Origin of the sequence: Streptomyces sp. NBC_00390, from assembly GCF_036057275.1 — a bacterium.
GTDB lineage: Bacteria > Actinomycetota > Actinomycetes > Streptomycetales > Streptomycetaceae > Streptomyces.
The window spans coordinates 8,347,027-8,369,893 of record NZ_CP107945.1; the positions used below are offsets into that span (position 1 = coordinate 8,347,027).

General features: G+C 69.0%; 21 protein-coding genes and 2 pseudogenes. 15 read left to right on the plus strand and 8 right to left on the minus strand.

The annotated features are described in order from the left end of the window. Positions 1–593: 593 nt before the first annotated feature. Positions 594–1,178 carry a hypothetical protein gene (locus tag OHS70_RS37340; RefSeq protein ID WP_328405083.1) on the plus strand — a complete coding sequence of 195 codons (585 nt, stop codon included), beginning with the start codon at positions 594–596 and terminating at the stop codon, positions 1,176–1,178. Positions 1,179–1,547: 369 nt separating this feature from the next. On the opposite strand, the gene OHS70_RS37345 is transcribed toward OHS70_RS37340, so the two are convergent. Further along, positions 1,548–2,165: a hypothetical protein gene (locus OHS70_RS37345; protein ID WP_328405085.1), complete on the minus strand. Its 618-nt coding sequence runs from the start codon at positions 2,163–2,165 to the stop codon at positions 1,548–1,550. Positions 2,166–3,513: 1,348 nt separating this feature from the next. Between OHS70_RS37345 and OHS70_RS37350 the strand changes: the two genes are divergently transcribed. After that, complete coding sequence (locus tag OHS70_RS37350) at positions 3,514–4,545, plus strand: hypothetical protein (RefSeq protein ID WP_328405087.1); 1,032 nt, start codon at positions 3,514–3,516, stop codon at positions 4,543–4,545. Positions 4,546–4,708: 163 nt separating this feature from the next. Here OHS70_RS37350 and OHS70_RS37355 read toward each other — a convergent pair whose 3' ends face one another. From OHS70_RS37355 to OHS70_RS37365, 3 genes are read right to left on the minus strand one after another with little or no spacing between them, the layout of a single operon-like run. Then, positions 4,709–4,939: a hypothetical protein gene (locus OHS70_RS37355; protein ID WP_328405089.1), complete on the minus strand. Its 231-nt coding sequence runs from the start codon at positions 4,937–4,939 to the stop codon at positions 4,709–4,711. Next, positions 4,936–5,262: an ABC transporter substrate-binding protein gene (locus OHS70_RS37360; RefSeq protein WP_328406167.1), complete on the minus strand. Its 327-nt coding sequence runs from the start codon at positions 5,260–5,262 to the stop codon at positions 4,936–4,938. The genes OHS70_RS37355 and OHS70_RS37360 overlap by 4 nt, the downstream gene beginning before the upstream one ends. Positions 5,263–5,304: 42 nt before the next feature. After that, complete coding sequence (locus OHS70_RS37365; protein ID WP_328405091.1) at positions 5,305–7,068, minus strand: SpoIIE family protein phosphatase; 1,764 nt, start codon at positions 7,066–7,068, stop codon at positions 5,305–5,307. Between the two features lie 478 nt (positions 7,069–7,546). On the opposite strand from OHS70_RS37365, the gene OHS70_RS37370 reads away from it, so the two are divergent. After that, positions 7,547–8,563, plus strand: coding sequence for a terpene synthase family protein (locus tag OHS70_RS37370; RefSeq protein WP_328405093.1), 1,017 nt, complete (start codon positions 7,547–7,549; stop codon positions 8,561–8,563). Positions 8,564–8,921: 358 nt separating this feature from the next. On the opposite strand, the gene OHS70_RS37375 is transcribed toward OHS70_RS37370, so the two are convergent. Continuing rightward, on the minus strand, positions 8,922–9,362 hold the full coding sequence (locus tag OHS70_RS37375; protein ID WP_328405095.1) for a MarR family winged helix-turn-helix transcriptional regulator: 441 nt from the start codon (positions 9,360–9,362) through the stop codon (positions 8,922–8,924). A 137-nt stretch (positions 9,363–9,499) separates the two neighbouring features. On the opposite strand from OHS70_RS37375, the pseudogene OHS70_RS37380 reads away from it, so the two are divergent. From OHS70_RS37380 to OHS70_RS37400, 7 genes and pseudogenes are all read left to right on the plus strand, one after another. Continuing rightward, a pseudogene (locus OHS70_RS37380) lies at positions 9,500–10,927 on the plus strand (MFS transporter); the annotation flags it as partial. Positions 10,928–11,023: 96 nt separating this feature from the next. Next, positions 11,024–11,515: an MSCRAMM family protein gene (locus OHS70_RS39240; RefSeq protein WP_443062780.1), complete on the plus strand. Its 492-nt coding sequence runs from the start codon at positions 11,024–11,026 to the stop codon at positions 11,513–11,515. Between the two features lie 131 nt (positions 11,516–11,646). Further along, a complete protein-coding gene (locus tag OHS70_RS37385; RefSeq protein ID WP_328405099.1) occupies positions 11,647–12,774 on the plus strand; it encodes an NADH:flavin oxidoreductase in 1,128 nt (375 codons plus the stop codon). 87 nt (positions 12,775–12,861) lie between these two features. Then, on the plus strand, positions 12,862–13,146 hold the full coding sequence (locus OHS70_RS39245; RefSeq protein WP_443062709.1) for a DUF2716 domain-containing protein: 285 nt from the start codon (positions 12,862–12,864) through the stop codon (positions 13,144–13,146). Between the two features lie 54 nt (positions 13,147–13,200). Further along, positions 13,201–14,259 (plus strand): IS630 family transposase, encoded by a 1,059-nt coding sequence (locus OHS70_RS37390; RefSeq protein ID WP_328405101.1) that lies wholly within the window; start codon positions 13,201–13,203, stop codon positions 14,257–14,259. Positions 14,260–14,327: 68 nt separating this feature from the next. Next, complete coding sequence (locus tag OHS70_RS37395) at positions 14,328–14,540, plus strand: hypothetical protein (RefSeq protein WP_328405103.1); 213 nt, start codon at positions 14,328–14,330, stop codon at positions 14,538–14,540. Positions 14,541–14,583: 43 nt separating this feature from the next. After that, positions 14,584–14,769 (plus strand): annotated as a pseudogene (locus OHS70_RS37400) (ISKra4 family transposase); the annotation flags it as partial. A gap of 11 nt (positions 14,770–14,780) precedes the next feature. Here OHS70_RS37400 and OHS70_RS37405 read toward each other — a convergent pair. Beyond that, positions 14,781–15,620, minus strand: coding sequence for an alpha/beta fold hydrolase (locus OHS70_RS37405; protein ID WP_328405105.1), 840 nt, complete (start codon positions 15,618–15,620; stop codon positions 14,781–14,783). A 190-nt stretch (positions 15,621–15,810) separates the two neighbouring features. Between OHS70_RS37405 and OHS70_RS39250 the strand changes: the two genes are divergently transcribed. The 3 genes from OHS70_RS39250 to OHS70_RS37420 all read left to right on the plus strand — a co-directional run bounded on the left by OHS70_RS39250 (position 15,811) and on the right by OHS70_RS37420 (position 17,011). After that, on the plus strand, positions 15,811–15,960 hold the full coding sequence (locus OHS70_RS39250) for a hypothetical protein (protein ID WP_443062710.1): 150 nt from the start codon (positions 15,811–15,813) through the stop codon (positions 15,958–15,960). Positions 15,961–16,095: 135 nt separating this feature from the next. Then, complete coding sequence (locus tag OHS70_RS37415) at positions 16,096–16,266, plus strand: hypothetical protein (RefSeq protein WP_328405107.1); 171 nt, start codon at positions 16,096–16,098, stop codon at positions 16,264–16,266. A gap of 487 nt (positions 16,267–16,753) precedes the next feature. Then, the gene (locus tag OHS70_RS37420) at positions 16,754–17,011 is read left to right on the plus strand and encodes a hypothetical protein (RefSeq protein WP_328405109.1); all 258 of its coding nucleotides are present in this window, start codon (positions 16,754–16,756) and stop codon (positions 17,009–17,011) included. Between the two features lie 266 nt (positions 17,012–17,277). On the opposite strand, the gene OHS70_RS37425 is transcribed toward OHS70_RS37420, so the two are convergent. Together OHS70_RS37425 and OHS70_RS37430 are read right to left on the minus strand one after the other, a co-directional pair. Continuing rightward, positions 17,278–17,775, minus strand: coding sequence for a hypothetical protein (locus tag OHS70_RS37425; protein WP_328405111.1), 498 nt, complete (start codon positions 17,773–17,775; stop codon positions 17,278–17,280). Positions 17,776–18,095: 320 nt separating this feature from the next. Next, a complete protein-coding gene (locus OHS70_RS37430; RefSeq protein ID WP_328405113.1) occupies positions 18,096–18,548 on the minus strand; it encodes an SDR family NAD(P)-dependent oxidoreductase in 453 nt (150 codons plus the stop codon). A 165-nt stretch (positions 18,549–18,713) separates the two neighbouring features. Between OHS70_RS37430 and OHS70_RS37435 the strand changes: the two genes are divergently transcribed. Continuing rightward, positions 18,714–18,980, plus strand: a complete 267-nt coding sequence (locus OHS70_RS37435; protein ID WP_328405115.1) for a hypothetical protein — start codon at positions 18,714–18,716, stop codon at positions 18,978–18,980. Positions 18,981–19,153: 173 nt separating this feature from the next. Then, positions 19,154–22,726 carry a SpoIIE family protein phosphatase gene (locus OHS70_RS37440; RefSeq protein WP_328405117.1) on the plus strand — a complete coding sequence of 1,191 codons (3,573 nt, stop codon included), beginning with the start codon at positions 19,154–19,156 and terminating at the stop codon, positions 22,724–22,726. The last annotated feature ends 141 nt before the right edge of the window (positions 22,727–22,867 follow it).

Genomic DNA, 22,867 nt, shown 5'->3' on the forward strand with positions numbered 1-22,867 from the left:
CAGCAGGGCGGTTTCGGCCACACCGCGCCAGGCCCGCTTCCTGCCCCCATCGGCCTGGCATGACTGCGGATGGAGCCCCCGCAGGTGGATGCCCGGATGGAGTGGGACCACTTCGGCACTTTGTGCGAGGCGTTGTTGCCCCCGCTCCGGCCCTCTGGCCGGTCGGTGGGGGTGAGGTATACCGTCGGTCGTCAGCGCATGACCTGCGTGAGGCGCTTCGGCGTGGCGATGCTGACAGGGAAGTCCTCTGAGCAGTACGGCGCAGCCTCTGTGACCCGGACCGGACTGATGGCACGATAGCCGCACAGGCCGATCGGCGTTCGGTTTCCACCTCTTCTGGGGCACCTATGAACATCTGGCTCCCATTCAGGCTCTTCGCCGTAGGGACCGCGACTGGCCTGATGCTCACCGCGTGCAGCGTTTCCGGGGGATCGCCGAATGCATCGGGGTCGGCATCCGCCGCACCGGGGACGTCCGCGCCGTCGCAGTCGCCCACAATGCCCCGGCCCGAGGCATCGTCGGCGGCCACCCCAGGGGCCACGCAAGCCCCGACCACGCCCACACCACCGCTCGGCTCCCGCAGCCTCCAGCCGGTGTGGCCGTTCGCCACGCTCGCCCAGGCCCAGGCGTGGGAACGTACCTACCGGTCCGGCGGCCACCAGCCCTGGCATCTCGACCCGGATCAGACCGCGCTGTCCTTCACTCGTGACTATCTGGGCTTCAAAGAGATCGACCGCGTCTCCTCGCGCAAGGTCAGCGGTCGACACGCCCGCATCGGAGTCGCACCGTCGGGTCCTGAGGGCGGCACCGCAGCGGTGATTCACCTGGTGCGGTTCGGCGCAGGACCGGACGCCCCGTGGGAGGTCGTGGGCACCGACGACACGACGTTCTCGTTGACCAAGCCCGGGTACGGGTCGCTCGTGCGGTCCCCGCTGGTGACCGGCGGGCGGATCTCCGGAGTGGATGAGAGCATCCGCGTCCAGGTGCGCCAGCCGTCGTCCGCGGCGCCGTTGGGCACCTCCCCGTGCTGTACGTCCGCGGGCGGCGACGATCAGCCCTGGAACGTGACGGTGGCCTTCTCCGGGGCACGCGACCCCGTGCTCACGGTTGTCGCATCCACCGGCGGGCACGTCGCCGAAGTCGAACGCTTCACCGTCACGGCGGTACGAATCCGCTGACCGCCTGACGAGTCCGCCGACGTTTGGGACAACCACGCCGGGGGCTGCCGTAGGGCCGGACATCTCCGCGACACGGTGGCCCATGCCCTCGGCAGGCAAGGGTTGCACAGATCGTTCACAGAGCTGACGTGGGCGTTGGTGGTGCGCGCGCCCGGATCGGTCACGCCTCTTCGGTGATCGGTCACGCGATCGGCCTCTCCAACGACTCCTTCAGCAGGTGCTGCGCGGCGTGGAAATGGAACTGATGCACCCGCAGGATCGCCACCGCTCGACGCCGCCGCGCAGGCCCCCCGCCCTGCGACTCATCCAGGCGCCTGACTGCCGAACATCGGTGCGCGGCCCGGCCGGCTGTGCCCGGTCGCCGCCTCCTCAGATGCGGGCGAAGACGTTGACCACTATTCCGATGTAGAGGACGACGAGGAGGGTCCAGAAGGTGTAGACGATGCCGGGGTGCCGGATGTAGAGGGGTATCCGGATGGTCGGGTAACGCCTGCGCAGCTCACGTGGAGTTGGCATGCCCCCGGGCTGCTGCTGAAGAGCCGCATTACGCCACACCCGATTGAGTTCGGCTTCACGCCACTGCCGGGGATTGAGCATCACGGCGGCATGGTCATCACCCACGATGAGTACCTCGCCGGCGATGCCGCTGGAGTCGATATGGGTGCGAATAAGGAAGCCGGGCCCTTCGACGGTGGTCAGCCGACGCGCCCAGTTGCGCACCACAACGGCGCCGCCCACGAGTGCCACATACGCGTTCACGGTGTGCAGGACTGCGTAGGTCACGTACCACAGGAACGGGAGCGCGACGAGGACGATGGCCGCCGGTACGGCCGTCGGCCCGAGTCCCTCGCTGGTGCCGTGCCCGCCCGCGAGCATGAGCGTCAAGCTGATGCCCGGCAGGATGGCGGCCGGTACGATCGCCCATGCCACGCGGCCGAACCGGCTCGTGTCCGGGGATACGACAAATTCTGTGTAACGGTCACTCACGACTGCTTCCCCCGTGTCTCGACAGGCCGCGAGAGGATGCCTGTTGTCGCTGACACCCTCCGCCCCCGACTCCGTCGGACTCCGCTTCACTCCTGAGCCCCTCCGTTGGATCTCGGTGACGTACCCACCCCTCATCGGCGACAATCCCCTTGCCGTGCAACGGCGCTGACGGTGCTGTACCGGGCCGGTGCAGGGGCCGGACCATGCGGACTGTGCCTGGCCGTGCCAGCCGCCGCAGCGCCCGCAGCGCCCGCAGTGCGAACCGGACTTCAGCCGGCCAGGCACCACCCACCTCAAGGGTGTGGGACCTGCTATGGCAATGGGCCACGCGGTAATGAAGGGGATCGCGCTGGTCGCGAGCCCCAGGCGCCAGCGGTGACACGGCTCCTGGTCAGTGGTGATGCCTCGTGCCTGCGGCCTCTGCGGATTGCGTCGCCAACGGGGTTCCGGTGAGGGTTGTTTCCGCCGGGCCGGGCCGCGTAGCGGCGGCTCCCGTCCCTGCCCTGGTCCGCCGTGACCCGGCACCCGTCCCCGCTCCGACCCGGCTCCCTTTCCCGGCCTTGGTCGGCCCCGCCTCCCGGAAGAAAAGTCAGTCGGTGAACAAACCGATTCAGGCAATGCTCGATGGCTTGTTCGAGACGCGGAAAAGGAAAGGGGAGACGCCGAGCCTGCACGCTGGCCGAGATGGGGGAGCGTGAGCCGGGGCGCGCGCTCCATTGCGCCGCTTCGCCTCTCTTCATCTCTTTCTGGGAGTGGCTGTCCGGCTCAGGGTATGCAATTCTCTGTCTGCGCAGGCGGATGATCTCGACAGAATCCGCCGGCAGTCAAATAACCTTGTGTTCGAAAGAGGTGGGGGTAAGCCAGCTCGACCGGCTGGCTCTGATTCCCGGCGATGTCGCCCGAGGGGTGTTGGAGAGTGCGTACGACGATGTCGACGTGACGCGTCGCCGCGACCCATGACGCAGTCGATGACGCCCACACCGGACCGGACTCTGTTTCCGGCTGGTCATCACCGCAGGAATCACTGTCACAGGCGCTCTGCCGGCCCTGCAGAAGCGGCGAGGGGGACCGGCCGACGTAAGCGTCTCTGCCGGTGTCCATGGCCTCTGCGCCGACGTGCACGCAACATCATTGTGCCCGCGACCCGTGCTACGAGCGCGAAGACGTCATTGCTGGGTTCCGCTCGGAACCGATTCAGGAGAACAGCGCATCAAGCGCTTCTCCCCACATTCCACTGTCCCTGGTCCGGCACGATCCGATGCCGGTCGGGCGAAAGAAGGGTAATGGCATGCACACAGGATTCTTTAGGGTTTTCAGAGGGTGGGGGGCCCGAACATTGGGCACCCTGGTGACACTTGTGGTCACCGCCGGAATGGTCGCTCTTGTGCCGTCCAACGCGCACGCGGCCGGGAGCCGAGGCTTCGCCTATGTATGGGCGAACCAGGCGTCCTCCGCACTCAACACGCCCTACACGCCTGCCGGTTCCTACAGCCGAAACTCGACCGGCGGCGTGAACACCGTCGTCCGTACCGGTGTCGGGCAGTACACGGTACGGCTGCCCAAGTTGGGGCTGTCGGGCGGCACTGTGCACGTCACCGCTTACGGAGCGACCTCCCACTCCTGCAACGTGGCCGGCTGGGCCCCGGTCGGTGACCGGCTCGATGTGCGGGTACGGTGCTTCACGCCGAGCGGATCTCGCGCCAACACGAGGTTCACCGCGAGCTTCGTGAACACCGCCTACCTCGGCGGCAGGTTCGGCTACCTGTGGGCGAACCAGCCCAGCTCGAGTTCCTACACGCCCTCCACGACCTACCAGTTCAATTCGTCCGGTGCCACCAACACCATCACGCGAAGCGGCGTAGGCCAGTATTCGGTGCGGCTCCCGGGGATCGGCTCCGCAGCGGGCCATGTGCAGGTGACTGCATACGGCGACGTGACAGCGCGCTGCAAGGTCGTCAACTGGTACCCGTCGGGGACCGCGCAGATCGCCGACGTCCGCTGCTTCACCCTCGGCGGGGCACTGCGCGACACCAGGTTCTCGTTCACCTACGCACGCGGCACCGGCATCCTGCGCACCACACCCGCAGCGTACGCGTGGGCCAACCAGCCGACCACAGCCGCGTACTCACCGGCCCTGGCGTACCAGTACAACTCCAGCGGCAGCACCAATCGAATCACGCGGCAGGGTGTCGGCGTCTACCGCGTCTGGACCCCGAACATGCCACTGGGGTACGGCAACGTGCAGGTGACGGCTTACGGAGCCGACTCCAAGCACTGCAAGGTGGACTATTGGACGCCGAGCACGGGCATCCAGGTACGGTGCTACACCGCCTCCGGAACGCTGGCCGACACTTACTACGACGTGTCGTTCGCGCGCTGAGCCCAGCAGGCCCGCCACGCCCGCGCACGGAGGTGAGAACCGACGCACCCACGCCGGGGGCCGGTGCGCGCCGCCGTCCGGTCGGCCGCGCCCCGCTCGCGGGGGCCGGGTGGCGGTCCGGCGAGGACACGGTGTGTCCCCGCCGGACCGGCCGGGTGACGGATCAGGGAAGGTAGTTGTTGCTGAAGGCGTCGGTGGCGGTCACCGGCTTGTCCAGCAGACCCTGCTCCTTCATGAAGTTCGCCATCCTGGTCCAGGTTGCCGGATCGTTGTGACCTGGCTTGCCGGAGGCCGGCGGCTTCATCAGCGGCGCGGTGGCCTTGAGGACCGCGAGCGCGGAGTCCTGCTGCTTCTGGTTGTTCATCCCGGGTATGTAGGTCTTGTTGATCTTCACCGCCTCGTCGGGGTGCTCCAGGTGTACTGCACACCGCGGAGGGTGGCGGCGACGAACTTGCGCACCTCGTCGCCGCGCTGGTCCAGCGTCTTCTCCGCGGCGCCGAGCCCGGCCGCGACCAGCGGGAGCGCCGTCGTGCCGGCAGTGCCCTCCACCGGACGGACCTCGATGCCCGCCTGCTGGAACTGGACGGCGTCGTTGTTCAGGTAGCCCATGACCGCGTCCACCTTCTTGCCGGCCAGTGCGGCCTGCTGGGTGAAGCCGATGTGCTGGACCTTGACATCCTTGGTGGTGAGCCCACCGGCCTTCAGCTGCGCGAGCAGACCGAAGTAGGTTTCGCCGTACTCCGGGTCGCAGACGGCCCGTCAGCGCACCGGCGGGCCGGCGAGGCGGGCCAACAGCAGGGCGATGTCGTCGCTGCGGCGCGGTGCCCGCTGGACCCCGGCAAGGAGCTCGTCGGCAAGGACCTCGAGGTCGGCTGTCGCGGCTCCTGCCAACCCTGCTAGAAAAGCTTCGATGGCCACGCCGATGTCTCCCCCCGCGGCTTCCAGGAGCCCGTCGGTGGTGACCGCCAGCACGCTGCCAGGGGGGACGGGTATCCGCTCGGTCGGGTACTGGGCCTGCGGGTCGACGCCGAGCGGGAGGCCGCCGGCGATGTCGAGGAGGCGCGGTGGCTCACCTGGAGCGATCAGGGCAGGAGCCAGATGGCCCGCTGTGCAGGCTTCGAGCGTCCCCTCGGCAGGGCGGATCAGCAGATAGCAACACGTGGCCAGCATCGCCCGGTCCGGGTCCGGGTTGAACTCGGCCAGCAGCCGATTCGTCCGTGCCAGCACGGCCGCCGGACCGTGGCCCTCGCATGCATAGGCATGAATGGCCGTGCGTAGCTTGCCCATCAGGGAGGCCGCGTGCACGCTGTGGCCTTGGACGTCTCCGATCACCACTGCCACCGCGCCGTCGGGAAGACAGATGGCGTCGTACCAGTCACCGCCGATCCACATGCCCGACGTGGCCGCTTGGTAGCGGGCAGCAATGGTCAAGCCTGGCGCCGACAGCGGGCCCGGGGGCAGGATTCCGCGCTGCAGTTCCGTGGCCAGAGCGTGCTGCGACTCGTACATCCCCGCCCGCTCCAACGACTGGGCGAGCAGTCCGGCGAGGGCCACCAGCAGCGCCCGCTCCTCGGGACCGAACTCCTGGGGCGAAGGGAATCCCATCAGGCAGACCCCGATCGGCCCCCGGGAATCCGCCATGGGAATCGCCGCCCACGCCCGGCGGCGAGAACCTTCGGCGGCCTGCTGCGGCAGCAGGTACGCGGCGGCCAGATCGGTGACGGAGGCGACGAACACCGGAGCATCGCGCGCAAGGGCGTCCTGCACCACAGAGCCCGCGCCGGTGTCCGCATCGCAGACGGCGACCAGCTCTTCGTCGGGACAGCCGCAGGAGGCCACGACCGACAGCCCATCGCGCTGCGACGCCACCACGGCGAGCCCGTTCGCGCCAAAGTCCTGCAGCCCCACCTGCGTGGCGGCCATGATGTCCTTCACCGTCACGGCCGCCGCCAACGCGGCGGTGAGCTGCTGCATCCGACGATTGCGGGTCGCCCCTTCGTAGAGCCGTCGCTTCTCGGCTTCCTGACGCTCATGTGCGGCCGTGGTGTCCATCACCACCCCGACCATTCTTGTCGGCACTCCCGCCGCATCGGCGAGCACACGCCCTCGGGCCTCCAGCGAGCGCCAGACGCCCTCACCCGCCGCGATCCGGTAGGCGATCTGGTAGGTGCCACCGGCCTCCGCCATCGACTGCAGCGCATCCACGAACTCGGGCAGATCGGATTCCGGGATCCTCGACAGGAAGGTGTCGAGATGAGGAGGGCTGCCATCGGGAAGGCCGTGGAGTTGGAAGGTAGGCGGATCGCAGTTGATCTCTCCGGTGGCGACGTCCCAGCAGAAGAACCCTGCCTGGACCGGGTCGGCGCTCGGCTGGAACGGGGAGTTCGGCGACTGGTGGTCCGTGCCGGTGTCCTTGGCGCCGGGCTCGCCCGTCCGCCGGGCGGGGGAGGGCAGCGCGGAAGTGGTGCCCCCTGCGCTGCCCTTGAGGCCGCTCGGACAGGACTGGAATCCGACCTCTGTCACCGGTCACTCCCCGCTGTAGGCAACGACGTCTCATGAGAGCTGTTTGACGAGGTATCAGCCTAGAACCACGATGCCCGTCGTGCGGAGACGCGATCAACCGGGCACCTGAAAGGGTGATCCGGTCGAAGAAACCGGACCTTCTCGCCAAGCGCATCCTGAGTGCGGAACGTGTGGACGGGCTTTGCGGCTGGGAGTTGGCATCGGTGTCGGCGTCTTCTGTTCGCCGAGGCGCCGGACCCGCGCCGGCGGCGTCGCGCCGAAGGAAGGGACGTCAACACGGTGACGAACGACTTCGGGTGTGAGGGGCGCGGGCCGGATTGTGCGGTGCATCCTCACGCCGGGGTTGTGCTTCCACTCTGGACCCGGTCACCGGTTCGCGCTCTGATAATCGTACCGAGCGACCGGTCGGGGGGACGGTGTGCCCGAGGTTTCGCCACTTGAGATCCGCATGAAGTCAGCCGGGCAAGGAGAGCGCACCATGCAAGAATTCTCGTTCGACCTCCCCTTCCCTTCACGGATCAGTCAGGCCGTTGAATCCGCAGCGGCTCACCATATTGCCTGGATTCAAGAGCACGGACTGCTGAGCCGAGGATCCCTCCGCGAGTACCACCGATGGGACGTGCCGGGTGTTGCTGCCCGCTTCTGGCCGCACGCGACGGGAGCTGACCTGGAATTAGGGATGGATATCGCAGGCTGGTTCCTCTTGGTGGATGACCAGTTCGACGGACCCCTGGGAATACAGCCCCACAGGGTCGCACAGATCATTCAACAACTCATCGATATCGTGTACTCATCTCCCGGAGCGGTGCCGAAGGAGAATCTCACCCCCGCGGCAAGCGGGCTGGCGTCGATACGGTCTCGTCAGGTCCGCGGGATGTCAGCGTCGTGGCAGCAGCGGTCGGCCCGGAACTGGGAAGACTTCCTCAACGCCTACACCAGCGAGACCATCAACCGCCGAAGCGGTATCGTGCCCGACGTCGAGACCTACCTCCGCCTGCGCCACAAGGCAGGGCTGGAAAATGTACTGATCGACTGTGCCGAACGCATGGGTCATTACGAATTGCCTGAAACCGTCTTTTCCATGCCGGAAATCCAGAAGATGCATAATGCGACGGTCCAGGTCGTCAACATCATTCAGGACGCGTTCTCGGTGGCCAAAGAAGAAGCCAGAGGAGACTTCCACAACCTGGTGCTCGTACTTCAGCACCACCGGCTCTGTTCACGGCAGGAAGCCCTCACGGAGACCAGGTCGATAGTTCGCCGCCACACCGATGAATTCCTGCACCTCAAATCGCAGCTCCCGGCACTTTTCGATGCCGCTGCCCTTCCCCTGCCCGACAGGGAAAGCGCCTACGTCTTCGTCGATGACCTCCAGGCACAGATGAGAGCCTGTCACGACTGGTGCCGTACCTCCAGCCGCTACTCCCGAGTGATCCGCGCGCGGCCTGAGCAGCCCACCTACCTCGAGGAAATGCACATGCAAGGACTCGGATGACGCGGAGCGTGCGCGGGATGGAGCCCGCCCCGCCGGGCCGAGCCTCCGCCATGCCGTGGGCGCGTCGGCAACGGTCTTCACCAGGCCCGGCGAACCATACCGCCGGCATCTCTCGTTGGACGGCCATGCGGTCGTGATGTCGTACCGCCTGGTGAGGTGATCTGAATGCTCAGAGGTTGGAACGGTTCCGGCCGGGGCCAGATCGCTCTCGGCAAAGGACTGCCTGCCCAGGTGGCGGATGAGATCTTCGCCCGGCCGGAACCGCTGCTGAAGCGAACCCCGCGGTCCGTCGAAAGAGGTCTCACTCCGGATTCGGACAGCGATGACTCGCTTCGCTGCCCATGAGGATTCGGACCTGTCAGGCGTCCTGGTCCATCGTCGGCCGCAAGCGTTGCAGCAGGGCGTAGAGCGTCGCGCTCTCGGCTTCGCCCAGGGCGTCGAGGGCGCCGTGGGTTTCCTGCATCTCCTCGCGCACGCGGCGGATGATCTCGCGGCCCGCGTCGGTCGCGACGACGTTCTTCACCCGGCGGTCCGCGGGGTCGGCTTCGCGGCGGACCAGCTCGCGGGCCTCCAGGCGGTCCACGATCCCTGTGACGTTCGACGCGTCGCACACCAGCAGGGTGGCGATTCCGCGCATCGGCAGCGGGCCGTCGAGCTGGGCGAGGACCTTGGCCTGCATGGCGGTGAGGCCGTGTTGGGCGGCGGCGGCGGCGAAATCGCGCCATTGGGCGGTGCCGATGGCGGCGAGCAGTTCCAGCAGCTGGAGCTTGGTGGGTGCCTGCGGGGTGGTGGCGCTCATGGCTGGAGCATACTCAAGATGCTTCTCATCATCAATTATTTACTTGACTATCTTAAGTATTAAGGTCTACCGTCCAGGGGAGTACTTGAGGTCATCAAACATCAAAGATCTGAAGCATTGAGAAGGTCCCGCCACCCATGAGCCACGCCGTATCCGCCCCCGGGCAACGGAACGAGACGGTCATCGTCTTCGCCCTGAGCCTGGCCGCCATGGTCGTGTCGATGATGCAGACCCTGCCTGTCCCGATCCTGGGCCTGATCCAGGGCGACCTCGGCACCTCGACCGCCAACGTCAGCTGGGTGACCACCGCCACCCTGCTGTCCGCCGCCGTCTTCACCCCGCTGCTCGGCCGCTTCGGCGATCAGCACGGCAAGAAGCCCACCCTGGTGGCCGTGCTCGTCGTCATGGTCGCGGGCTCCGTCATCGCCGCAGTCGCGAGCTCACTGCCGCTGCTCATCCTGGGCCGGGTGCTCCAGGGTGCCGCCACCGCGATCTTTCCGCTGGCCCTTTCCGTCCTGCGTGAAGAGATCCGGCCACAGAAGCTACCCGGCGCCATGGCACTGGTCAGCGGCACCCTCGCGTTCGGCAGCGGGCTCGCGCTCGTCGCCACGGGCCTGCTCACCTCCGGCGAAGAAGCCGACTACCGCAACGCCTTCTGGATGGCGACCGGATTCGCGGTCCTTGCCCTGCTCGCCGTCGTATCCCTGGTCCCGGCGACCCGGCACAAGACCGGCGGACGCACCGACTTCCTCGGCGCGCTGACCCTCGGCATCGCCCTGCTGCTGCTCCTGCTGCCGATCTCCCAGGGCCACGAGTGGGGCTGGGCCTCCGGCCGCACGCTGGGCACCTTCGTCGGCGCGGTCGTCATGACCGCGATCTGGGTCCTGGTCGAACTCAAGGTCCGCGAGCCCCTCGTCGACATGCGGATGTTCGTCCACCGCCCGGTCCTCATGGCCAACCTGGCCGGCATCCTCGTCGGCTTCGGCATGTTCGCCAACTTCCTCGGGGTCTCCTACCTCGTGCAGATGCCCGAGGCGCTCACCGGCTTCGGCTTCGACGCGTCCATCCTGCGCGCATCCGTCGAGTTCCTGCTGCCCGGCGCGATCGTCTCCCTGCTCACCTCGCCCATCGGCGGCAGGCTCGTCCGCCACCGCGGCCCCCGGTACGTGCTCGGCATGGCCGCCGCATTCGGGGCCGCCGGCTTCGGCTGGCTGGCCCTCGACCACGCCCACACCGCCTCGGTCATCGGAGCCGGCCTCATGACCGGCGCGGCCGTCAGCTTCGGCTACGCCGCCATGCCCGCCGTCATCATGGCGAGCGTCCCGCACCACCAGAGCGGCATCGCCAACGGCATCAACTCGATCTCCCGCTCCACCGGCAGCGCGATCGGCAGCGCCGTCGTCACCACGATCCTGGCGTCCAAGACCATCGAGCACCTGCCGGCGGGCGTTCCGCCACTGCCCGCCGAATCCGGGTTCACCCTCACCTTCGGCATCGGAGCCGTCGCCTTCGCGCTGGTCGCGGTGATCAGCTGGCTCGGCCTGCGCGGACAGCACGGCCTCCGGGTCGTCGAGGCGGGTGAGGCAAGCGCGGGCACCTCGTCAACTCCGGTCGTGGAGACGGCCGTTGCTGTGCCGGCCGGGGCCGGGTTCCACGGCCTGGTGCGGGACGCCGACGGCGAGGTGCTGGGCGGTGCCGCCCTCGCCCTCGTCTCGCCGGACGGACGGCAAGTGGGCCGCACGATCTCCCAACCCGACGGCCGGTACGCACTGTACGCCCCGACCGGTGGCCCGTACGTCCTGATCGCGGCCGCCGACGGCCATCAGCCACAGGCCGCCACGGTCATGGCGGCGGCCACCCCGGTTGCGTACGGCGTCAGGCTCCCTCGCGCCACAGGACCGGCCGGTCTGCAGGTTCGAGGCACCGTACGTGCCGGGGAGGGCGGCCGCCCACTGCCCGATGCCCGGCTGACGCTGGTGGACGCCGCCGGGAACGTGGTGCGCACCACCAGCACGGACGCCGACGGCGCGTACGCCTTCACCGACCTGACCGCGGGGGAGTACTCGCTCATCGCCGGCGGCTACCCGCCCGTGGCGTCGACGCCGGCCGTCGCCGAGGGCCGCGGGGCACTGGCGCACCCCGCTACGCAGTAGGCGGCGGTGTCCTGGACCACAGGGCAGCTCGCCGGACAGGCGGAATGCCGTGACCGCCCGGACGGTCGACCCCTGCACCCATTCAATGCGCGTTGCGCATACCTACTGATACTGACAAGGAGCACCCCCCCATGACCGTCACTACGTCCTCCGCCTCCCGTGCGGCCGAGATCCTGTCCCGGCCTGTCGCGCTGAACGGCCTGACCGTCCCGAACCGCATCGTGATGGCGCCCATGACACGCATGTTCTCCCCGGGCGGCGTCCCCGGTGAGGACGTGCGGTCCTACTACGCCCGTCGCGCCGCTGCCGGTGTCGGCCTGATCGTCACCGAGGGGACCTACGTCGGCCACGAGTCGGCCGGGTCGAGCAACCGTGTGCCGCGGTTCCACGGTGAGGAGCAGCTGGCGGGGTGGACGAAGGTCGCCGAGGCCGTTCACGCTGCGGGCGGCACGATAGTGCCGCAGCTGTGGCACATCGGCATGGTGCGCAAGCAGGGCGATGCGCCCTACGCCGAGGCCCCCGCCATCGGCCCCTCCGGCATCCGCGTCGACGGCACCGAGAACGCAGGCAAGGCGATGACCCGGCGCGACCTGGACGACGTCATCAGTGCCTTCGCCGAGGCTGCCGCGGCTGCCGAACGCATCGGCTTCGACGGCGTCGAACTGCACGGCGCCCACGGCTACCTCCTCGACCAGTTCCTGTGGGCGGGGACGAACCGCCGTACCGACGCCTACGGCGGCGACCAGGTGGCCCGCACGAGGTTCGCGGCCGAGATCGTGGCCGCCGTCCGCGAGACCGTCTCGCCCGACTTCCCGGTGATCTTCCGCTACTCGCAGTGGAAGCAGGAAGCCTACGACGCGAGGCTCGCCGAGACACCGGAGGAGCTGGAGGCGATCCTCACCCCGCTCGCCGCGGCCGGCGTCGACGCCTTCCACGCCTCCACCCGCCGCTACTGGCTCCCGGAGTTCGAAGGCTCGGACCTGAACCTGGCAGGCTGGACCAAGAAGCTCACCGGCAGGCCCACCATCACCGTCGGTTCGGTCGGCCTCGACGGCGACTTCATCCGCGCGTTCGCGGGCGAGGGCGCCGAGGTCGGCAGCATCGACAACCTCCTCGACCGCATGGAGCGCGACGAGTTCGATCTGGTCGCCGTCGGCCGCGCCCTCCTCCAGGATCCGCAGTGGGCGGCAAAGGTCCTGGGGGACCGGCTCGAGGAGCTCAAGCCGTACGACGGGGCGGCGCTGAAGACGCTGAGCTAGGCGTACCCGTTGTCCCGGTCTCGTGCCGTACCTCCGGCCCCGCGCTCGCCATCCGGCGGGCGCGGGGCCACTTCGTTCCCGGCCCGTGTGGGCACACGACCAGCCGCACGTGCTGCTCTCCGGGCCTGTCCTGTCGACCTCAGCGACTACTACGTCTACCTCACGGAAGACTTCCTGATCGGCAGCGTCGGGCACCCCTGGGAGGAGTCGCTATGTCTGTTCGGGCAGGGGCTCCTCGATGTCGTAGGAGTGCAGGTCGACGAGATTCTCGGCGTGTCTATTGCTCTGACCGGGAAGGTTCGCCGGGCCGGCGGTTCCAGCGGTTGGATGTCCGCAGACGTCCGATCCGACCGTTGGGGGTGTGGTGGCTGAGCCTGTCCGTGTGCGCAGGTTGACCGACCAGGAGGGCAGAAGCTGCAGCAGATCGTGCGCCGGGGCAGCACCAGCTCGGTGCGGTACCGGCGCGCGATGATGCTGCTGGCCTCGGCCGGTGGAAACAGGGTCCCGGTGATCGCGAAGCTGGTCCAGGCCGACGAGGACACCGTCCGCGACGTGATCCACCGGTTCAACGAGATCGGCCTGGCTTGCCTGGACCCTCGCTGGGCGGGAGGCCGTCCCCGCCTGCTCAGTCCTGACGACGAGGACTTCGTCGTCCAGACGGCCACTACCCGCCCGACCAAGCTCGGCCCGGCCCTTCACCCGCTGGTCCATCCGCAAACTCGCCGCCTACCTGCGGAAAGTGCACGGCCGAGTGATCCGGGTCGGCCGCGAGGCATTACGGTGCCTGCTCGCCCGCCGCGGCGTCACCTTCCAACGCACCAAGACCTGGAAGGAGTCGCCCGACCCGAGCGCGACGCCAAGCTGGGCCGCATCGAGGAGGCGCTGGAACCCTTCCCGGACCGCGTGTTCGCGTTCGACGAGTTCGGGCCGCTCGGCATCCGCCCCACCGCCGGGGCTGGCTGGGCTCCCATCGGTCAACCCGAGCGCCATCCCGCGACCTACCACCGCACCCACGGGGTGCGGTACTTCCACGGCTGCTATTCCGTCGGCGACGACCGGCTGTGGGGCGTCAACCGCCGCAAGAAGGGTGCGGTGAACACCCTGGCCGCACTGAGGTCGATCCGGGCCGCGCGTCCGGACGGCGCCCCGATCTACGTCATCCTGGACCACCTGTCCGCCCACAAGGGCGACAAGATCCGTGGCTGGGCGAAGAAGAACCGCGTCGAGCTGTGCTTCACCCCGACCTACGCCTCCTGGGCCAACCCAATCGAAGCCCATTTCGGGCCACTGCGGCAGTTCACGATCGCCAACTCCAACCACCGCAACCACCGCGTGCAGACCCGGGCCCTGCATGCCTACCTGCGCTGGCGCAACACCAACGCCCGCCACCCCGACGTCCTCGCGGCGCAGCGTCGCGAACGCGCCCGCATCCGCAGCGAGAAGGGCATCCGCGGGGGCGGACGCCCGCTCCCCGCCACAGCCTGACAAGCGACCGAGCCGAGAGCGTCAGACCCTCACACCACGCGCGATTCGGTACAGCACGTTCGGACGCAGTGGCCCTTCGTGAGTTGAAGCAGCTGCTCACGGCGGCCGAGGAACGGCTGACGCGGCTGCAGATCACGCGGGAGACGGTGGACGAGGTCCTCGCCGAGACCACCCCGGATGCGGGTGCGGGTGCTGCCGAGGTCGACAAGGCCGGCAAGGCGGATGAGGCCACGGCGCCGGGTGCTGGTTCGGTGATCGGGGTGCAGACCGTGCCGGCGTGACGGCCCGGGCTGGACGCGTCGGTGCTGCCGACGGCCTATCAGCCTCATCGCCGACTGCCTCGATATCACCGGCGCCCGCTGGGGCCTGACAGGCGCCGAAGCCGTCCTCAAGCTGCGCGCACTCATCAGCAACGGCGACTTCCCAGCGTACTGGCGTTATCACCTGGCCCGCGAACACCACCGAACCCATGAGGACCATGACCAGGACAGGTATCGCCTGACAGCCTGAGGGACTGTGGTTCAGCAGAGTTCGGAGAGAAAGACGGTGACCGCATCGGCGAACTGCGCTGGAACATCGTGATGCACGACGTGACCGGCGGTCAGCTCGGCAAGGCGGACTCTGCCGGCACAGCGGGCGACCATGTCTTTGGCGTGATCGGCCGCCAACTCGTCGCTGCGCGTTCCATGGACCAGCAGCGTGGGACAGGACACCGATATCCAGTCGTTCCAGTGATCACCGTTGAGAGCCTTCTGGGACGCCACGGTGTCAGCGATGTCGAATGAGAACCCCCAGCCCTGGGCTGTCTGCCGGAAGGAACACTCCAGATAGGGCGCCGTCGTGCCCAGAGCCGCGACCAGCGCTTCCCGGGACGGCGTGACGCCGGGAAGGCGTGTGGTGAACGACCAGTCGCAGTCCACGACCGCACCGATGTCCTCGACGATCAACGCGCTGACCTTGTCCGCGTGCCGGGCCGCGAACTGGTAGGCGTTCACTCCGCCCAGTGAGTGGCCCAGCACCGCCACAGGGCCGACTCCCAGATGCCGGTGAAAGGCAGCCACATCGGCCACGTACTCGTCCCGCTCGTAACTGCGAGCACGGTCGGACTCTCCATGCCCGCGTTGATCGAGCGCGATCACTCTCCACCGTGGGGTCAGTGCCGCAGCCAACGGCGCGAACGCCGAAGCTTCGTTGTAATGCCCGTGCAGGGCCAGAAGCGGCCTTCCCGGACCCCCGAAGTCCAGATACGACAGCTTCCGCCCACCCGCCATGAAGAACCTACGCATGGTGCGGATATTAGAAGACAGTACTGACACTTCGTTGCTGACCAGCAGCCGTCGCAGCCCACTCGCATCGGGCATGCCGTCACTCAGGACGAGCTACACCCAAAGGAGAATGCACGGCTGGCTCCAAGACTGTCGAAGCGACCACTGCCCCGGCGAACCTTCCCGGTCAGAGCACTATACGCAGAGCCGGTCGGCCGGCTCATCGTCAGTAGCGCAACATCGTTCATGAGCGGGTGAGGATCCCGGTCCCGCAGGAGCGTGAAGGATGCCCGGCCGTACATTGCTCTCCGGGGATCAGTACAAGCGATGGCACACCCTGCTCCGCGACCTGCTGGAGCAGATCCCTGGTCTGACCGACAGCGACTTCGCCGCCCATCCACTGCTCGCTGCCACCCGGGCCGACCTCGTCGAGTAGCTGGCCGACGAGAGCATGGCCCACGGGGAGATGCGCAGGCAGCTGGCGATCTTCACCGCCAGAGTCCTCGGCAGTCCCGTAGGGGGACCGGTGGCCGAGGGCTGATCACGGACGGGGCGACGAAAGAGGCGGTCCATGCCGAACGGCCTGAGGTGTGCGGTGCCGTGCGCGGGCGGTGTCGTGCTGCTTCTGGGCTTCGCGTTGCGGCATGCGGTGGTGGTGCGGCGGCTGCGGCGGGACGGCATCCGCACGGAGGGTGCCGTGGTCGACGACCTGCGCGTCGACGCTGCCGACAGGTACGCCTGAGGGCCGGTCATCACCTTTCTCGACCAGCAGGGAAACCGTGTTGAGTTCTCGCCCCGGATGCGCGGGAGCGGGCTCGGCCTGGCGACCGGCCGCGCCTACCGGTCGGTGTCCGGCATGCCGTGAACCGGCACGGTCGTGTACCGGTGGTGCAGCGCCCCCCGCCCGGGCACACAGGCGGCGACCGGCCCGGCAGCCTCCCTGCAAACGGCCGGGCCGGGTGACCGCCGGGCCCTCGAACCCGGGGTGTCCGTGAGTAAAGCGCACCCGGTGGGCGCGTAAGGCTCAGGGACGGGTCGCCCCTGCCCCTGACGAGCGCGCGGGCACGGGGTGGCGATCGGGGCGGCCTCGGTCACTGACTGCGTCACCTCGCCGCATGGTCGGCAGAAGCAACCCTTCCTGGGTGTGCGGCGGTCTTACTGGCCGTCGTGCTCAGAGGACCGGCCTCTGTCGACTCGTACTGGTGAACCGACTGGGAAGGACGCACTCCATGGTGTTGGATCCCAACTTCTGCCTGGATGTTCCAAAGGGTTTCGACGACTCGGACGCTGAGACCGGTGTGCATCCCATGGCCAGGAAACTGTTCCCCGCCACAACTGCCGCGGAAGCCTTCAAGAAAGCCCATGAGTGGGTGCGGGAGCAAAGAATCCGCCTGGTAGACGTGTCATGGGATTTCTTTCACGACGAGGACGAGCCCTACTGCCTGAGCATCTATTTCACGTTCGAGTTGGATCCTCAAGACAGCTGACCACGACTGCGCAGTTCCCTTGCGCCAGTCAGCAGGTCGTCGGTCCGGAGCTGCCGTTGACTGACCCGCAGTGGGCGCGGATCGAGCCGTTGCCACCGTTCTGATGGCGCCCGGGCCGACACTGAAGAGGACTTGCCCTCGGGCTGCAGTCGGCTCGGCTGGTCGCGGACACCGCGGGCTCGATCCCGGCCACTGCCCCGCTTCCGCACACGGCGGGTCATCCTGCATGGGGTGCAGGCCACGAAGAGGGCCGGCGGTGGCTGCGGTCACGTGCCGCGGCGCTGCTCCTGGACGGCCTTCATGAGGTCCTCGATGGCGGACTGGGCGTCGCGGTCACGCGCGTTGTCGATTGCTTCGAGAGCGGTGGCCGCGGCCTCACGAATGTGGTGGGCAAGCCCGTCGGCGGCCGTGAGGCGGTAGGCCGCCTTACGGCGCGCCCTGCGCTCGGTGGCGTCTACTGCATCGGGGCCGGACAGCGGAAAGACGGAGGTCCTGTACGCGGATATCTCCAGCACCACCATGTCCGCGATTCCGTCGGCGTACCCGAGCGCGGCGGCCTTCCCCTGGCCTTCCCGAATGGTTGCGATCATTTGACGGCGGGACAGGAGCGTGCCCAGGGCGGCGCCGCCTCCCAGGGACAGGGCGCAGGCGACGGCGAGGAACGGCCCGTCCCAGACGAAGCCGGCGACTGCTCCGAGGGCCGCGAGGGCGACGGTCCATCCGGCCGCTGTCCGGGAGCTCATCTGTTCGGGTGTGGTGTCCATGATGGGAGTCTCCCAGGCGGTACCGACAGCACCGGCGCGGGGTGAACCGCCGACCGCACGCCTCTCATTGACGGGCCGGGGGCGATGCGTGCGCGGGATCTTCGCGGCTCGGGGGCGTGCTGGTGGGCAGCGTGGCGGCGTATTCGGCGCTGATGTTCCGTCGATGCCACCTCCGGCTTTGGCGAGGCTCTGGAGCCGTCGCCCGACCACAGCAGGTGCCGCACGTGGAATGGTCCTCCACGGACCGAAGCGTTGTCGTCGTCGCCAAATCCCCCGCTGAGCATGGCAACACGCCGAGTTACCCGATCGAAAGCCCGACCCTAGTGTGCGGCGGTCATGGATCCCATGAGTGTGACCGCACGACGCCTGCTCAATCCCCGGTCCAGGCTTGCCATCAGGCGGTTGAGTCGGCCGGAGACGCCGCTGGGCGGGGGTGTGCGGCGATCAAGGGCCCGCAGCGCCGTTGCCACGACCTCCCCGGGAGACTGGCGTTTGGAGCTGCCGTCCGCGGCGTTGGTGCCGATGACGTCGAAGAACTCGGTGTTGGTCGCGCCGGGAGACAGTGCGAGCACCCGCAACCCGGTGCCGCGGGACTCCTGCCACAGGGCCTGGGTGAAGCTCAGCACGAACGCCTTGGCTGCCGCGTAGACGGCCATGTTGGGGACGGGCAGGTAGGCGGCCATGCTTGCGACATTGATCAACACCCCGGTGCCGGCGGCCCGCAACGGCTCGATGAACGCCCGGCTGATGCGGCAGGGTCCTGCAGGCCGCACTGGAAGCCCGCCCGGCGGACGAGCCCCATGGGAAGCGCTCCCGGCGGCCCTCAAGGCACTCGTCGAGTCCCTGCCCTACTCCCCGGAGGACTTCCTCAAGATCACGAGCATGCTCCACGCGTCGCCCTCTCTCCGGGCCGTCAGCTGGACAAGCAGCAGCAGTGGATGGACCTGCTCGTGCCGGACATCGCCCGAAGGCTGGGTGCCGCGGAGGAGGCCCTGGCCGAGGTGCGGGCCCGCGCGCTCGTCGCCTGTGCCCTGGCCTGTTCCGCCATCGCAACGGAAACCTGGGTCCGCAGCAACGGGACGGTCGACATGGAACAGGTCTTCGATGAGGCGGTCGCTGCGGTCCGGGGCAGGACGCCGCGAAGCTCGGCCTGCGCGACCGGGTCCGTCGCCGCTGCCGCCGTCGGCGTGCGGCTGCAGGCGTAAACTGCTGATCAAATCACCCTTTCAGATATTTTAATCTTGCAATTCCGGCATGAGTGTAGTTCAGAACCGTCGGATCCGGCGTCCGATCTGCCCGGAAGGTCCACAGTGAGTGGCCGTCGGCAGCCTTGGCGGCCGCGGGCGGATCACATAGGCGCCAGGAGGAAGATTTCTCGATGACCCGGCCCGATGACCCGCGCACCGCGGCGGCTCGGATGTTCGCCGAGGCCGGCGCGTTCGGCGAGCTTCTGGCCGGGATCGACTGGGCGGCGACGCCGCTCGGGCCCCCCGAGTCCTGGCCGGGGCCCCTGGTGGACTCCCTGCGCCTCATGCTCACCTCTGAGCACGGGATGGCTCTGTACTGGGGCGCCGAATACGCCACGCTGTACAACCTGGGCTCCTCACCCATTGTCGGCGCCAAACACCCCTGGGCGCTCGGCAGGCCTTATAAGGATGTGTTCCCCGAGGTCTGGGACGACCCCGTGAGCTCCCACTTCCATTATGTGACCGACACCCGCAAGCCCCTGCTGATCCCCGACGAGCCGCTCATCATGGAGCGCCATGGCTTTCCGGAACAGTGCTACTTCGACTCCGCCTTCCAGCCCGTGCTGCTGGACGACGGCACCGCCGGCGGCGTGCTGCAGATCATCACCGAGACCACCGGCCGGGTACTGGGCGAGCGCCGGCTGCGGCTGCTGAGCGAGACCGGCGCCCGCACCGCCGGGCTGCCCACCCCGGGCGAGGTCGCCCGCGTCGTCGCGGAGGTGCTGGGCTCCTATCCCGAGGAGATCCCGTTCCTGGGCCTGTACCTGGCCACCGAGCCGGGCGTGCTGCGGCCGGCGGCCTCCGCCGGGCTCGGGCCGATGCCCGAGGCCGTCTCGCTGAGTGCGGCCGACGGGTCGGAGGTCGCGGCCCGGCTGGCGCAGGTGGTCGCCGACGGTGCCCCTGCCATGCTGCCGGCCGCCGCGCTCACCGGCGGCAACACTGCCGGGCAGCACGCCGCGGCCACCCGGCTCCCAGTCGAGCAGGCGCTGGCCCTGCCGCTGGACTGCGCGGGCCAGGTCGAGGGCGTCCTGGTGGTGGGCGTCAACCCCTGCTTTCCGCCGGCCGGGTCCTACCGGGACTTCTTGGAGGTGCTCGCCGCCGCCGTGGCCGGGGCGCTGACGGCCGCGCTCGCCCACGACGAGCAGCGTCGGCGGGCGGAGGCGCTGGCCGAGCTGGACCGGGCCAAGACCACGTTCTTCGCCAACGTCAGCCACGAGTTCCGCACCCCGCTCACCCTGCTCCTGGGCCCGCTCCAGCAGGCTCTGGCCGACGAGGACCGGCCCGAGCGGCGCGAGCAGCTGGAACTGGCCGAGCGCGGCGCCCTGCGCCTGCTGAAGCAGGTCAACACCCTCCTGGACGTCGCCAGGGCCGAGACCGGGCAGATGTGCCCGGCCCTCGAGCCGGTCGACCTGGCCGGTGCCACGGCCGAGCTGGCCGGGGTGTTCCGCTCCGCCTTCGAGGCGGCCGGGCTGACGCTGGAGGTGGACTGCCCGCCGCTGCCCGAGCCGGTGTCCCTGGACCGGGAGATGTGGGAGAAGATCATCCTCAACCTGCTCAGCAACGCCCTGAAGTTCACCTTCACCGGCGGCGCCCGGGTGCAGGTGGACGTGGCCGGCGACCGGGCCCGGCTGACCGTGACCGACACCGGCACCGGGATCCCCGCGGACGAGCTGCCGCGCCTGTTCGAGCGCTTCCACCGGGTTCGCGGCGCCCGCTCCCGCTCCCACGAGGGCAGCGGTCTCGGCCTGGTGCTGGTGAAGGACCTGGTGGAAGCGCACGGCGGCACCGTCGGCGTGGACAGCCGGCTCGGCCAGGGCACCAACGTCACCGTGGACCTTCCCTTCGCCGCCGCCCACCGGCCCCGCCCGGACCCGCCCGCGGCCGACGCCGGATCCTCCGGGGAAACCGCCAGGGAAGGCGGAGGCGGCCGGCCCGGCCGCGCCGCGGCCTATGTGGACGAGGCGCTGGGCTGGCTGGCGGCCGACCCCGGCCCGGCCGCGGCCACCCCCGCGGCACGCACCCCGCACGCCCCCGCGAGCCACGATGCCGCCCACGGCCCTGGTCCGCACGAAACCGACCGCCCCCACCGGGCCCGCCTGCTGGTCGTCGACGACAACGCCGACATGCGCGCCCACCTCACCCAGCTTCTGCAGCCCGACTACGACGTGCTGCTCGCCGCCGACGGCCGGGCCGCCCTGGAGATGGCCCTGGCGCAGCCGGTGGAGCTGGTGCTCAGCGACGTGATGATGCCCCGCATGGACGGCTTCGAGCTGGTCCGGGCGCTGCGCGCCGACCCGCGCACCGCCCGCCTGCCCATCGTCTTGCTCACCGCCCGCGCCGGCGAGGAGGAATCCGTGCAGGGCCGGCAGGCCGGCGCCGACGACTACCTGGCCAAACCCTTCTCCGCGCGCCAGCTGCTGGCGCGCGTCCGCAGCGGGTTGGAGCTGTCCCGGCTGCGCGAACAGGTCCTGACCGAGACCCGCAACCAGTTGGCCGTGCTGGCCTCCCTGTCCGACGCGGGCCTGCGGCTGTCCGCCACCCTCGACCCGGACCAGATACTGCAGACTGCCGGCCAGATCCTGCTGCCCGACTTCGCCGACCAGATCAGCATCCACCTCACCGCCGGCTCACCCGCCCCGGCGCAGTCGCCCCCGGCATACATCGCCGGCGCACCCCTTCTTGCCCGCGAGGCCCTGGCCCTCGCCGCCACCCACGCGATCAACGGCACTTCCCCAGCACCAGCCGGCCCGCACCCGGCGCCCGCCGCCGTGCTGGCCCTGCCGCTGCACGCCCACGACCAGACACTGGGAGCCCTGGTACTGGTCCGGCACACCGACTACTCCGCGGTCGAACACAAGTATCTGGAGAACCTCGCCCACCGCCTGGCCCTGGCCTACGACAACGCCACCCGGTACCACAACGAGCGCCGCCTCGCCCTGACCCTGCAGCGCGCCCTGCTGCCCCACCGCCTGCCCCAGGTGCCCGGGGTGCGCCTGGCCTCCCACTACCGGGCCAGCAACCGCGGCGCCGAGGTCGGCGGCGACTGGTACGACGTGCTCGCACTGCCCGACGGTGCCGTGGGGCTGGCCATCGGCGACGTCATGGGCCACGACGTGGAAGCCGCCATCGTGATGGGCCAACTCCGCTCCGCCCTGCACAGCCTCGCGATGGAGGGCGCCGGCCCGGCCCAGGTGCTGGCCAGGCTGGACGCCTACCTGCAGTCGCTCGCCACCGAACGCTTCGCCACCTGCCTGTACGCGGTCTACAACCCACACCGCCACAGCCTGCGCTACGCCGCCAGCGGGCACCTGCCGCCCCTGCTGGTAGCCGCCGACACCGCCTACCTGGAGCTGCCCCCTGCGCTGCCGCTGGGACTGGGCAGCACGCCGGTCGACCGCGAGGTGGCGTTCCCGCCCGGCACCAGCCTGCTGCTGTACACCGACGGCCTGGTGGAAAACCGGGCGCTGTCCCTCGACGGCTGCTTGGCGGCCCTGTGCCAGACCTGCGGCGCGCTGCCCGCCGCCGCCCGCACCGACCCCCAGCAGATCACCGAACGGGCGCTGGAGCTGCTGAACACCCCCGACCGGGTCGACGACGACACCGCCCTGCTCGCCGCCACCGCCGAACCATCGTGTCGAACCGGCGACCCGCAGGCTGACGGAAGTGCCGTACAACCGACCGCTACTGCTCGTAGTCATTGCTAAGGACGCTGCGGATTTGCTGATCCACTGCAGACGAACTGTCTTCCTTGCCAATGGAGTCACGGATCCTGGACTGCAGTTGCAGACGGACCTTGACCCGACGAATGAAGGCACATCCGACTGCACACCACAGCCGCGCAGTCA

Coding starts and splice junctions, on each gene's coding strand:
- OHS70_RS39250 (WP_443062710.1), top strand. CDS start 15,811: ATGCCCGGCCGTACATTGCTCTCCGGGGATCAGTACAAGCGATGGCAC.
- OHS70_RS37385 (WP_328405099.1), top strand. CDS start 11,647: ATGACCGTCACTACGTCCTCCGCCTCCCGTGCGGCCGAGATCCTGTCC.
- OHS70_RS37405 (WP_328405105.1), bottom strand. CDS start 15,620: ATGCCCGATGCGAGTGGGCTGCGACGGCTGCTGGTCAGCAACGAAGTG.
- OHS70_RS37370 (WP_328405093.1), top strand. CDS start 7,547: ATGCAAGAATTCTCGTTCGACCTCCCCTTCCCTTCACGGATCAGTCAG.
- OHS70_RS37420 (WP_328405109.1), top strand. CDS start 16,754: ATGGTGTTGGATCCCAACTTCTGCCTGGATGTTCCAAAGGGTTTCGAC.
- OHS70_RS37440 (WP_328405117.1), top strand. CDS start 19,154: ATGACCCGGCCCGATGACCCGCGCACCGCGGCGGCTCGGATGTTCGCC.
- OHS70_RS37375 (WP_328405095.1), bottom strand. CDS start 9,362: ATGAGCGCCACCACCCCGCAGGCACCCACCAAGCTCCAGCTGCTGGAA.
- OHS70_RS37415 (WP_328405107.1), top strand. CDS start 16,096: ATGCCGAACGGCCTGAGGTGTGCGGTGCCGTGCGCGGGCGGTGTCGTG.
- OHS70_RS37425 (WP_328405111.1), bottom strand. CDS start 17,775: ATGGACACCACACCCGAACAGATGAGCTCCCGGACAGCGGCCGGATGG.
- OHS70_RS37435 (WP_328405115.1), top strand. CDS start 18,714: ATGGACCTGCTCGTGCCGGACATCGCCCGAAGGCTGGGTGCCGCGGAG.